A 12029-nucleotide genomic window follows, 5' to 3' on the forward strand; every position below is an offset into this window, starting at 1 on the left:
GGCGCGATCCTGTCCAAGCCCAGCTAGCCGACAGTCTTTTTACTGTCGACTCTGGGCTTATCGGCCGTTTTCCCCAGGACTGGAGGCAAATTGTCGCTTAACGGGGTTGAAGTCCGTCGATAAAGCGCACCAGGCGGTTGCCTAGCTCGGCGGCAAGGGGCAGTTGCGGGTCGTTGTAGGAGGCCAATTGCTGCTTCACGTCGTTGGGCACGATACGCATCACGTGGTTCATGCCCTCGATCACTGCAAGCTGCGCGTCGGGCTTGGCGTTTTTCAGTTGCTGAGCGTCGCCCACGCCGACCTGAATATCGTGGGTGCCCTGGATGATCAGTGCCGGCATGTTCAACTTTGCAAAGGCCGCCGACGGATCGGCACGGAACAGGCTGATCAGATACGGCTGCACACTGGGTCGGAAAATGCCTTCCAGCGGGCCAGGCACATCCGCATCCACTTGGCCGGCCTTGAGGTGATCAAGAATTTGGTTGCTGCGCAGCAGCAGGGCAGGGGGCAGGTGATCGGCCAACTGTTGGCGGATGACTTGATCAACCGGGCGCGCGCTACCGGACAGCGAGACCACGCCCGCCGGGTCCAGTTGCGGCGCGGCGAGGGCGGCCACCAGCGCACCTTCGCTATGACCCAGCACAATCAGCGGGCCCAGGCGTTTGTCAGCCTTGAGCAGTTTGCCCCAGGCCACGGCGTCTGCGACGTAAGCGTCCAGGGTCAGGTTGCGTTCATCGGGGGTGGCCGCCAGGCTGGCCGCGACCCCGCGCTTGTCGTAGCGCACGCTGGCGATGTTATGTCGCGCCAGCACCCAGGCCAGGCGCTTGAGGCTGTCGTTGCGTGCGCCGTCGGCGCTGTTGCCGTTGCGGTCGGTGGGGCCGGAGCCGGCGATGATCAGCACCACCGGTACGGGTTCTTCGGATTTAGGCAGCAAAAGCGAACCAAACAGCTCGCCGCTGCCCGTGTCCAGGCTGATAGGCCGTTGCAGCACCACAGGGGAGGCGGCGAAGCCAAGGCTGGAAAACAGGGTGAGGGTCAAAAGCAGTACTCGCAGCATCATCGCGCCATCATGAGGAAGGTGCCGGTTGGACCAAGGTCTGCCGCTAAGGTTTCGAGGATGAACTACTCGGTTAGCCTGCGTATACTGGCCGCCTTAAGTTATTACGGTTGACTTGATTCAACTGATTTCACGGAGCGCCCTGCATGTCCGGCAATACCTTCGGCAAGCTGTTCACTGTCACCACCGCGGGCGAAAGCCATGGCCCGGCGTTGGTCGCCATTGTCGACGGCTGCCCGCCCGGCCTCGAGCTGTCCCTGGAAGACCTGCAGCGTGACCTCGACCGCCGCAAGCCCGGCACCAGCCGCCACACCACCCAGCGCCAGGAGCCCGACGAAGTCGAAATTCTCTCCGGCGTATTCGAAGGCCGCACCACTGGCTGTGCCATCGGCCTGTTGATCCGCAACACCGACCAGAAGTCCAAGGACTACTCGGCGATCAAGGACCTGTTCCGTCCGGCCCACGCCGACTACACCTACCACCACAAATACGGCGAACGCGATTACCGTGGCGGCGGCCGCAGCTCGGCCCGCGAAACCGCGATGCGCGTGGCGGCAGGTGCCATTGCCAAGAAATACCTGGCCACCCAGGGCATCGTGATCCGCGGCTACATGAGCCAACTGGGCCCGATTGAAATCCCGTTCAAGACCTGGGACAGCGTGGACGACAACGCTTTCTTCAGCCCCGACCCGGACAAGGTGCCTGAATTGGAAGCCTATATGGACCAGTTGCGCCGCGACCAGGACTCCGTCGGTGCCAAGATCACCGTGGTCGCCGAAGGCGTGAAACCCGGTCTGGGCGAACCGATCTTCGACCGCCTCGACGCTGAACTGGCCCATGCGCTGATGAGCATCAACGCGGTGAAAGGCGTGGAAATTGGCGCCGGCTTTGCCTGTGTGTCCCAGCGCGGCACCGAACACCGCGACGAGCTGACCCCGGAAGGTTTCCTCAGCAACAACGCGGGCGGCATCTTGGGTGGTATTTCCTCCGGCCAGCCGATTGTGGCGCACCTGGCGCTCAAGGCGACGTCGAGCATCACCACGCCGGGCCGTTCGATCGATGTGCACGGCAACCCGGTGGACGTGATCACCAAGGGGCGCCACGATCCTTGCGTCGGCATCCGTGCTACGCCGATCGCTGAAGCAATGATGGCCATCGTGTTGATGGACCACCTGCTGCGCAACCGTGGGCAGAATGCCGATGTTCGTGTGAGTACGCCGGTGCTGGGCCAGCTGTGACGACCTGCTGGAAAGAGCCAGCGTGCTGTGGTGAGCGAGCTGGCTCGCGCTGGGCGGCGAAGCAGCCGCAGTCATGACTCCGGCCCTCCCATACTGGCGCCTCTCCAGCTTCTATCTGTTCTACTTCGCCCTTCTGGGGGCGACGGCGCCATTCCTGGCGCTGTACTTCGACCACCTGGGCTTCTCCAGCGCGCGCATCGGCGAGCTGGTGGCCATCCCCATGCTGATGCGCTGCGTGGCGCCCAACCTGTGGGGCTGGCTGGGCGACTACACCGGCCGGCGCCTGGCCATCGTGCGCTTCGGCGCGGTGTGCACCCTGGCGAGTTTTTCGCTGATCTTCATCAGCCACACGTATGCCTGGCTCGCCCTGGTCATGGCCCTGCACGCGTTCTTCTGGCACGCGGTGCTGCCGCAGTTCGAAGTGATCACCCTCGCGCACCTGCAAAAACAGACCTCGCGCTATAGCCAGATCCGCCTGTGGGGCTCCATCGGCTTCATTCTCACCGTGGTGATCATGGGCCGCCTGTTCGACTGGCTGAGCTTGGACATCTACCCAGTGGTAGTCGTGGTGATCATGGCCGGCATCATCGGCGCCAGCGTGTGGGTGCCGAATGCGCAACCTGCCAGTCACGGCAATCGTCTGGCGGGCGAGGGCTTTCTCAAACAATTGCGGAGCCCCGGCGTTCTGGCGTTTTATGCCTGCGTGGCGCTGATGCAAATGAGTCATGGCCCGTATTACACCTTTCTCACCCTGCACCTCGAACATCTGGGCTACAGCCGTGGTGTGATCGGCATGCTGTGGGCGTTGGGCGTGGTGGCTGAAGTGCTGATGTTCCTTGCCATGAGCCGCATCCTCTCGCGCTTTTCGGTACGCCGGGTGCTGCTGGCGAGTTTCCTGTTGGCGGCGCTGCGCTGGCTGCTGCTGGGCTCGTTTGCCGAGTTTTTCTGGGTGCTGTTGCTGGCGCAGGTGATGCACGCCGCGACCTTCGGCAGCTTTCATGCGGCGGCGATTGCCTTCGTGCAGCGTAGTTTTGGCGACAGGCAACAAGGTCAGGGCCAGGCGCTGTATGCAGCGTTGGCCGGCACCGGTGGCGCATTGGGCGCCCTGTATTCCGGCTATAGCTGGAACCTGTTGGGGCCGACCCTGACCTTCAGCATCGCCAGCGTCGCCGCCCTGGCGGCCGCCGTTATTATCGGTTTTCGATTGCAAGAGCAGAACCAAGGAACCCTTCAATGAGTTATGTCGCTGTCTACTCCGTCGCTACATCGGATACGCCGAACAAGGTCCTGACCCATTTCGATGACATCGTCGCCACCTTGGCCGAGCATGGCGTGCGTTTCGAGCGCTGGCAGCCCGGGCCGGTCGAGAAGGGCGCCAGCGATGCCGAGCTGATCGCCGCCTGTCAGGCGCAGATCGATACCCTCGGCTACCGTGCTGTCGAGGTGCTGAGGGACGCCGGTGATCAGGCGCAGAACGCCGAATTACGTGGGCAGTTTCTCCACGAGCGCCGCTACAGCGAAGACGACGCGCGGTTTTTCCTCGCCGGCCAGGGCCTGTTCGCGCTGCACATTGGCGACTACGTATACGCCGTACGCTGTGAGAAAAACGACCTGCTGGTAATCCCGGCCGGTATGGCGCACTGGTTTGACGCGGGCGAGCACCCGCACTTTGTGGCGTTGCGTTTATTCAATACAGCGGAGGGCGGGATTCCGGAGTTCACGGGTGACGATATTGCCCGGCGTTTTCCCGGATTGGATGATTAATCGCGAGCCATCAGAAACTTCAACCCCCGTACGTTGGAAGTTGTTGTGGGAAGAAACTTAAGCTCGTGTAGGGCCTTGCTGTTTATTCTGGGGGCCACGCTTTAATCCCACGCCTTATGTAACTCTCTTCGGTAAGCACGTTTATATCATCCGTCAATAGGAGGAATCCGAAGGGTGATAGGACGTCCGCCAATAAAAAAGGAGAGAAACTAATGAGAGGCCCAAGTAAATCGTTAGCGGCCCCGTATTTGGTGCCCAACGCAGTCAGGCGGCGTATTAATCTGGCGGGCAAGCGCTTGACGCCCACGGAGCTGGAAATACTGCGCTGGGCCTCGGAAGGCAAGACGGTGTGGGAGATCAGCCAGATACGCGCCACGTCTGAAGCCACGGTGAAATTCCATCTGCGCAATATCTACGGCAAGTTGGAAGTCAGTAACCGTGTCCAGGCGATGAACGAAGCGGCGCGCAAGGGGCTTTGCTGAAGGCATCAAAAAAAGGGCCGCGACACCCTGGGTGTCGCGGCCCTTTTCTGTATCGGCTGCTTAAGCCGAGTGGTAAGTCGGCAGGGCAAAGCGGTTCTGGCTTTGCAGCATCGAAATTTGGGGCAGGTCGCTGGCTTGTTCAGCCAGGTCGCGGCGGATGGCGCTGATCACCCAAGTCAACTGGTCGGCAGTATGCAACTGCTGGTAGGAGATCGAACGCTTGACCTGCTTGCCTTCGCTGTTACGCAGGGTCAACAGGATGCCACCGTCGGGACGTGGCTGAGTGGTGACGTCGTAGTTGGAAAATACTGAAGCGAATTTATCTTGGATCAGGCTCATGTCTATCAGCTCCGTTGGCTCAAGTTGGCAAGCATGGAGTGATAGGTGCAGTGATTGTGCCAGCTATTGATTTTATAAAATGTCGTTATAAATCAATAAGATACAAAAAGTGTAAATTTTCGATTTCGTGCAATTTGCATGAATGGCCATCATGCATCCTGCATTTTGCGTGGCTCGACACGGCTGGACGGACGCGCCATTACCCTTAAAGACTGCGCCCGCGTTGCGAAATTCCTTTTTCCATCGGTCGTTCATCGGGATACAAAACTTTTCAAATCCTGCGTGTACAGCCCAAGAGAGGCTGACGTACTTTCCTGCAAGGTTTACTAAGAATAAGAAAAAGGACGTTCCCATGAACCATTCGCCAAACGACATGATTACCTGGGGCATGATGCTGCGTAAGGTGCCCGCTATTGTCCGCGCCCTGCCACGGGTAGTGCGCGGCATGCGTGCCGCCAACGTCACCGACCCTCAGCAACCCTGCGGCCTGGGCTGGCACTTCGAGCAAGCCACCCTGCGCAATCCGGATGGCGCCGCGTTGTTGTACGCCGACCGCGTACTCAGCTACACCGAAGTCAACCAGTCGGCCAACCGTATCGCCCACCACTTGCATGCTCAGGGCATCCGTAAGGGCGATGTGGTGGCGATGTTCATCGAAAACCGTCCCGAGTTGCTGCTGAATGTGCTGGCCGTCGCCAAGTTGGGCGGTATCTGCGCCATGCTCAATACGGCGCAGACCCAGGCGGCGCTGGTGCACAGCCTGAACCTGGTGAGCCCGGCGGCGATCGTGGTGGGCGCGGAATTGGTGGCTGCCTACGAGGCCGTACGCAATCAAGTGGCGATTCCCGCCGAGCGCACCTGGTTTGTCGCTGATCAACAGGCCAGCGCGCTGCCTGACGGGTACTCCGACTTGATGGCCGCCAGCACCGAAGCCCCGGTGGATAACCCGCCGAGCAGCGCGCAGATCTTCTTCAACGACCCCTGCTTCTATATCTACACCTCCGGCACGACGGGCCTGCCCAAGGCCGGCATCATGAAACATGGCCGCTGGACCAAGACCGCCGTCAGTTTTGGCAGCATCGCTCTGGACATGGGCCCGGACGATGTCCTCTATTGCACCTTGCCGCTGTACCACGCCACCGGTCTCTGTGTGTGCTGGGGCTCGGCGATTATCGGGGCGTCGGGGTTTGCCATCCGGCGCAAGTTCAGTGCCAGCCAATTCTGGGATGACGCTCGCCGGTTCAAGGCGACCACCCTGGGTTATGTCGGCGAATTGTGCCGTTACCTGCTTGATCAACCTGCCAACGTCAGCGACCGCGATCACCGTGTGACCAAGATGGTCGGCAATGGCCTGCGTCCCGGCGTGTGGGCGCAGTTCAAGGCGCGGTACGGCGTTGAGCATGTCTGCGAGTTGTATGCGGCCAGCGACGGCAACATCGGCTTCACCAACATATTGAATTTCGACAACACCGTCGGCTTTTGCCTGCAGCATTGGGCGCTGGTGGACTACGCCCATGACAGCGGCGAGCCGGTTCGTGGCAGCGACGGCTTCATGCTTAAAGTGAAGACCGGCGGGCAAGGTCTGTTGCTGGCCAGGATCGATGAAAAGTCGCCCTATGACGGCTACACCGACCCGGAAAAGAACCGTAAGGTGATCCTCACCGACGTGTTCGAGAAGGGCGATCGCTACTTCAATACCGGTGATCTGGTGCGCAGCATCGGCTTCGGTCATGCGCAATTCGTCGACCGCTTGGGGGATACCTATCGCTGGAAGGGCGAAAACGTGTCCACCACCGAAGTGGAGAACGTGCTGCTGCAACACCCGCAGATCGCTGAAGTGGTGGCCTACGGTGTCGAAATCGAAAACACCAATGGCCGCGCCGGGATGGTTGCCATCACCCCGAGTGAGTCGCTGGCCTCGTTGGATATGCGTGAGTTACTGCAATTTGCCCACGGCCAGTTGCCACACTACGCGGTGCCTCTGTTCCTGCGCATCAAGGTGAAGATGGAAACCACCGGTACGTTCAAATACCAGAAGGTGAAGCTCAAGGAAGAGGCGTTCGACCCGGAGAAGGCGGGCAATGACCCGGTCTACGCCTGGTTGCCCGGTTCGGACTGCTATGTGCCGGTCACTGGGCAGCTGTTGGCGCAGATCCAGGCCGGACACTTTCGTTATTAAGCCGCGCGATTGAATATGCCTATGGAGGCTTTTGACAAAAAAGCCATGACAGGTGGGAACTCCCTCGCGACACTGGGCGCCATATAGAGGACCAGACAAGGAGCCCCACATGTCAGACCAAGCCAAACAAATGACCGATGACGAAGCCGCAGAATTTGCCGAGCAGGTGTTCGACGTCGCCCGCAAAGGCGACGCCGCCATGCTCGCCGCACTGCTGGCCAAGGGTTTGCCAGCCAACTTTCGTAATCACAATGGCGACACCTTGCTGATGCTTGCGGCCTATCACGGTCATGCCGACGCGGTAAAAGTGCTGCTGGAATTCAAGGCTGACCCGCTGATTGCCAACGACAAGAACCAGCTGCCGATTGCCGGTGCTGCTTTCAAGGGCAACCTGGAGGTGGTCAAGGCACTGATCGAAGGCGGTGCGCCAGTGGATGCGTCTTCCTCCGATGGCCGTACGGCACTGATGATGGCCGCGATGTTCAATCGCGTGGAAATGCTCGACTACCTGCTCGGCCAGGACGCCGATCCCAAGGCCACTGATGCACAGGGCGCAACCGCGTTGGCGGCGGCACACACCATGGGCGCAGTGGATACGGCGGCGAAGTTGCAAAAACTGGTGTAGGTCGAGGAAGGCGAATCACGGGTTACAGTAGCTTGGCCCAAACATACCAAGTGAATACACCGGTAATTTGCAGCCTTGAAAAACAGTAGTAAGCGATAAGCCAGCGTTTCAAAACAATAGGGATCGCGGCGAGCTCCTCTTCGGTGATCTCGCCGCGTTTGACGTAAAGGTCCCGTTGCTGGAGAAACGTCCTCCTCTCCAGCGTACCGTTCTTGAATCGTTGGTGAAGTTGTTCAATCTCGCTCAGTGTCTGCTTTACTTCGTCCACATGCTGTGCCCACGCGGAGGTCGTGCTGCCTACGCCCAGGGAGCCATACCCCAACCAACTCTGAAGCACGTCATAGTGACCAATGACTACCGTTCCCGCCGAAGCATCTTGGTCCAACCTGCGCCGTATCTCCTGTGCGTGGCGCATCAGCCACGCATCATCGGCAGTACAGGCCACACCATATTCTTGCGGGATTATCACCCTCTGACCTGGCGTGACCAAGCCATGACGCAGGTGCAGGTTCAGTGCATCGAACTTTTCACTCAACGCTCGACTTGATCCGGGTAACAAGCGCGACTTCAAACTGAGCAAATCGGTGGTGTACTGATTGATATACGCTTGGGCCATGCACTCTGTCCTTAGAGGAACAAACAGGGTCACGGACTATAAGTAGCTGAAGGCGCAATAAATCAGCGTGATGGAATTTCGGAATTAGACTACGCATGCACCTGAGCAGGTCCTACAATTGCGCGAAGTTGTTGTACAGGGTAGCCGGTGTTATCTTCCCGGCCCCAATTCAGCCCGCTACAGGACCACGCCCATGAAAACCGCCCTCGTCGAACTCATCAGCAAAATCAGCGCCGGCGTCATGAGCGAGGACGAAGTGGCGCGCATTGCCGATGAAGCGGCCCAGGCCTACGCGGACCCGGCGGCGTTTCTGGCGGCCAACCCGGATATCAACTACGACGACAGCTTCCCGATTCCGTTGGGGGAGTGGGTCGTGGTCGGCAGCCTGCCAGACACCGTGCTGTTCCAGGCCGATACCTACGGCGACCTGTTCGCGCAGATCGTCGCGTCGTTCGGCCCAGGCGTGGCGTTCAACCTCAAACCCAAGCAACTGGCCAAGACCGAAGACCTCACGGCGTTGAACCGCATCCAGATCCAGATGAGTGCCCTGAGTCCGGAAGACGGTGGCTATGTGCTGCTTAACTTCAGCCAACTGCTGGATGACGAGATCCAGGCCGTGCTGGTCTACGGCAACGACCTGCCGCGGGTGCTGGAGTTGTGCGCCGAACTGGGCATCAAGGGCGAGCCGTCCCTGGAAGCGCTGAAGATCGCCGTTCACGTCTGAAATAAAACGGAACCCCCACCAGGGCTGGCTATCCTACAAGTGCATGCCCTCACTTTAGGAGCGACACCATGGGTTCCACTTTTAATGGCTTGATCGGGCTGATCATCCTGGCGCTGGATATCTGGGCGATCATCAACGTATTCAAAAGCGGCGCGAGCACGGGCGCCAAGGTGCTGTGGATTTTGCTGATCCTACTGCTGCCGGTGCTGGGGCTGATCATCTGGGCGATTGCCGGGCCGCGGGGCAATGTGCGGATTTGATTATCCGATAGATCTAGACTGAGCACCGTTCGTGTGGGAGCAAGCCAGCTCCCACATTGGTTTGCGTACACCCATTAGATTTGTGTATCGAAATATTCGTTGCACGGAATTTTCACATCCCATCCAAGACAATTCGCCGGCTTCATTTCCCTGCCAGGGGCTCTAATCCCAGTGCCACTCAAGGCGGGGCGGGGGTGCGCGTTCAGTAATTAATAGCCTTGCTGCCGTTGATCGGGCACCATTTGCGCCACTGCACTACTTCGTCACTTAAACTTCCAATGGGTCCTAAAACGACATGGCAAACCCGGACGCCCTGAATCAGCAGCGAGCTTCTAATCGCCTGCTGCAACCAACCGTCAAATCCCATCTGGCGTACACACTGCTCTGTGCACTGGTCATGATGGTGATGTTCTCCCTGCTGCGCCTCGCGCTGCTGGTGTACAACCGCGAGATGATCCTCGACACGCCGGCCTCGACCTTCCTGGAAGCGTTCGGCAATGGCACGCGCCTGGACATCCGCTTCGTGATGTACGCGTTGATCCCGCTGCTGCTGGCACTGTTCAGCGTCCGCGCCATGGCCGCGCGTGGGTTCTTCCGTCTGTGGCTGACCGTCGTGTCCAGCATTGCCCTGTTCCTGGGCCTGATGGAAATGGACTTCTACCGCGAATTCCACCAGCGCCTCAACGGTTTGGTCTTCCAGTACGTGAAGGAAGACCCGAGTACCGTGATGAGCATGCTCTGGTACGGTTTCCCTGTGGTGCGCTACCTGCTGGCCTGGGCCGTGGGTACGCTGATCCTGAGCATGGCCTTTACAGGTGCCGATCGCGCAACGCGCCCGCGCGGCCCGTTCAGCGGTGGCAGCATCGGCACCCGGCAGGTAGCGCCGTGGTACACCCGCATCGCGGTGTTTGTGGTCTGCCTGCTGATCGCCGTGGTCGCCATTCGTGGCACCCTGCGCCAGGGCCCGCCGCTGCGTTGGGGTGACGTGTACACCACCGACTCGAACTTCGCCAACCAGCTGGGCCTCAATGGCACGCTGTCGTTGATCGGCGCGGCCAAGGCACGTTTCTCCGAGCACCGTGACAACACTTGGAAGGCCACACTGGAGCAGCCGCTGGCGACCCAGACCGTGCGTGACATGCTGGTGCTGCCGACAGAAAAACTGGTGGATACCGACACCGCCGCCGTGCGCCGTGAGTTCACCCCGCCGGCCGAGAACACCCTGCCAATCAAGAACGTCGTCGTGATCCTGATGGAAAGCTTCGCCGGTCATTCGGTCGGTGCGCTGGGCCGTCCGGGCAATATCACGCCGTACTTCGACAAACTGTCCAAGGAAGGCCTGCTGTTCGACCGCTTCTTCTCCAACGGCACGCACACCCACCAAGGGATGTTCGCCACCATGGCGTGCTTCCCGAACCTGCCGGCGTTCGAATACCTGATGCAGACCCCGGAAGGCAGCCACAAGCTGTCGGGCCTGCCGCAGTTGCTCAGCGCGCGCAAGTTTGACGACGTGTACGTCTACAACGGTGATTTTGCCTGGGACAACCAGTCAGGCTTCTTCAGCAACCAGGGCATGACCAACTTCATCGGTCGTAATGACTTCGTCGACCCGGTGTTCTCCGATCCGACGTGGGGCGTGTCCGACCAGGACATGTTCAACCGTGGTCTGGAAGAGTTGAAAGCCCGTGAAGGCGGCAAGCCGTTCTATGCCCTGCTGCAAACCCTGTCCAACCACACGCCGTATGCGTTGCCGACACCATTGCCGGTGGAAAAGGTCACGGGCCGTGGCAGCCTCGACGAACATTTGACGGCGATGCGCTACTCCGACTGGGCCCTGGGCCAGTTCTTTGAAAAGGCCCGCAAGGAGCCGTACTTCAAGGAAACCCTGTTTGTGATTGTCGGCGACCACGGTTTCGGTAACGAGCAACAGATTACTGAAATGGACCTGGGCCGCTTCAACGTGCCGATGCTGATGATCGCACCGGGCATACAGGAGAAGTTCGGCGAGCGTGATCACACCGTGGGGACCCAAATCGACATCGTGCCGACCATCATGGGCCGTCTCGGTGGCGAAACCCTGCACCAGTGCTGGGGCCGCGACCTGTTGAACCTGCCGGAAGGCGACAAGGGCTTCGGCGTGATCAAACCGTCGGGTAGCGACCAGACCGTGGCGCTGCTGACGGGCGACCGCGTGCTGGTATTGCCTAAGGAAATGCCGCCTAAGCTGTGGTCGTACGAACTGGGCGCCGAGCCAAGTGGTAAGGTCATTTCCGAATCGCCAGACGAGGCCGCACTGAAGCAGAAGCTTGAATCGTTCCTGCAGACAGCGACCAAGAGCCTGTTGGATAACACCGCAGGGGTGGTAGACGGTAAGCCGGACTAATCGACCGGCAATAAAAAAGAGGCCTTCAAGAAGGCCTCTTTTTTTGCCCTGCGTTTATATTTTGCCGAGCAACAACAACACCAGCAGCACGACCAGGACCACGCCCAGGATGCCCGATGGGCCATAACCCCAGCTACGCGAGTGCGGGAACACCGGCAGGCCGCCCACCAGCAGGAGGATAAGGATAATGATCAGAATAAGGCTCATGGTTTTTTTCCTTGTAGGCCTTCTTTAAAGACCGGTTGTTTAAAAAGTAGGCCCGACTTAAAACCGACTTAAATACGGACGCCTTAATAACTCCGACTGTACCTCTTCGTGGAAAATTCCCTGTTTTTTTAAAGCATTTTGCAGTGGCGCTTATT

13 protein-coding genes are annotated in these 12029 nt (G+C 59.5%); 9 read left to right on the top strand and 4 right to left on the bottom strand.

Going from position 1 to position 12029, the window contains the following annotated elements:
• Positions 1-97: 97 nt before the first annotated feature.
• The gene (locus AC4PS7_RS11535; protein WP_044287589.1) at positions 98-1060 is read right to left on the bottom strand and encodes an alpha/beta hydrolase; all 963 of its coding nucleotides are present in this window, start codon (positions 1058-1060) and stop codon (positions 98-100) included.
• 143 nt (positions 1061-1203) lie between these two features.
• Here AC4PS7_RS11535 and aroC point away from each other — a divergent pair, with 143 nt between their 5' ends.
• From aroC to AC4PS7_RS11555, 4 genes are all read left to right on the top strand, one after another.
• On the top strand, positions 1204-2295 hold the full coding sequence (gene aroC, locus AC4PS7_RS11540; protein ID WP_010208866.1) for a chorismate synthase: 1092 nt from the start codon (positions 1204-1206) through the stop codon (positions 2293-2295).
• A 73-nt stretch (positions 2296-2368) separates the two neighbouring features.
• Complete coding sequence (locus tag AC4PS7_RS11545; RefSeq protein ID WP_010208867.1) at positions 2369-3532, top strand: MFS transporter; 1164 nt, start codon at positions 2369-2371, stop codon at positions 3530-3532.
• The gene (locus AC4PS7_RS11550; protein WP_045791804.1) at positions 3529-4059 is read left to right on the top strand and encodes an acireductone dioxygenase; all 531 of its coding nucleotides are present in this window, start codon (positions 3529-3531) and stop codon (positions 4057-4059) included. The genes AC4PS7_RS11545 and AC4PS7_RS11550 overlap by 4 nt, the downstream gene beginning before the upstream one ends.
• A 212-nt stretch (positions 4060-4271) precedes the next feature.
• Entirely contained in the window at positions 4272-4541 is a 270-nt protein-coding gene (locus tag AC4PS7_RS11555; protein ID WP_010208869.1) for a response regulator transcription factor, read from the top strand.
• A 60-nt stretch (positions 4542-4601) separates the two neighbouring features.
• Here the strand turns inward: AC4PS7_RS11555 and AC4PS7_RS11560 are convergent, their stop codons facing one another.
• On the bottom strand, positions 4602-4880 hold the full coding sequence (locus AC4PS7_RS11560; RefSeq protein ID WP_010208870.1) for a DUF3509 domain-containing protein: 279 nt from the start codon (positions 4878-4880) through the stop codon (positions 4602-4604).
• Positions 4881-5232: 352 nt separating this feature from the next.
• Here AC4PS7_RS11560 and AC4PS7_RS11565 point away from each other — a divergent pair, with 352 nt between their 5' ends.
• Positions 5233-7059 carry a long-chain-acyl-CoA synthetase gene (locus AC4PS7_RS11565; RefSeq protein ID WP_021490801.1) on the top strand — a complete coding sequence of 609 codons (1827 nt, stop codon included), beginning with the start codon at positions 5233-5235 and terminating at the stop codon, positions 7057-7059.
• A gap of 109 nt (positions 7060-7168) precedes the next feature.
• Positions 7169-7684, top strand: coding sequence for an ankyrin repeat domain-containing protein (locus AC4PS7_RS11570; RefSeq protein ID WP_010208872.1), 516 nt, complete (start codon positions 7169-7171; stop codon positions 7682-7684).
• A 22-nt stretch (positions 7685-7706) separates the two neighbouring features.
• On the opposite strand, the gene AC4PS7_RS11575 is transcribed toward AC4PS7_RS11570, so the two are convergent.
• A complete protein-coding gene (locus tag AC4PS7_RS11575) occupies positions 7707-8300 on the bottom strand; it encodes a hypothetical protein (RefSeq protein ID WP_010208873.1) in 594 nt (197 codons plus the stop codon).
• A 193-nt stretch (positions 8301-8493) separates the two neighbouring features.
• Between AC4PS7_RS11575 and AC4PS7_RS11580 the strand changes: the two genes are divergently transcribed.
• The 3 genes from AC4PS7_RS11580 (at position 8494) to AC4PS7_RS11590 (ending at position 11667) form a co-directional block, all read left to right on the top strand.
• The gene (locus AC4PS7_RS11580; protein ID WP_010208874.1) at positions 8494-9024 is read left to right on the top strand and encodes a hypothetical protein; all 531 of its coding nucleotides are present in this window, start codon (positions 8494-8496) and stop codon (positions 9022-9024) included.
• 68 nt (positions 9025-9092) lie between these two features.
• Positions 9093-9284 (top strand): PLDc N-terminal domain-containing protein, encoded by a 192-nt coding sequence (locus tag AC4PS7_RS11585; RefSeq protein WP_003172956.1) that lies wholly within the window; start codon positions 9093-9095, stop codon positions 9282-9284.
• A gap of 295 nt (positions 9285-9579) precedes the next feature.
• Entirely contained in the window at positions 9580-11667 is a 2088-nt protein-coding gene (locus tag AC4PS7_RS11590; protein WP_042571838.1) for an LTA synthase family protein, read from the top strand.
• Between the two features lie 54 nt (positions 11668-11721).
• Here the strand turns inward: AC4PS7_RS11590 and AC4PS7_RS11595 are convergent, their stop codons facing one another.
• The gene (locus tag AC4PS7_RS11595; protein WP_010208879.1) at positions 11722-11874 is read right to left on the bottom strand and encodes a DUF3309 family protein; all 153 of its coding nucleotides are present in this window, start codon (positions 11872-11874) and stop codon (positions 11722-11724) included.
• Positions 11875-12029: the final 155 nt, after the last annotated feature.

It is taken from the genome of Pseudomonas sp. DW-iso3, from assembly GCF_058725305.1.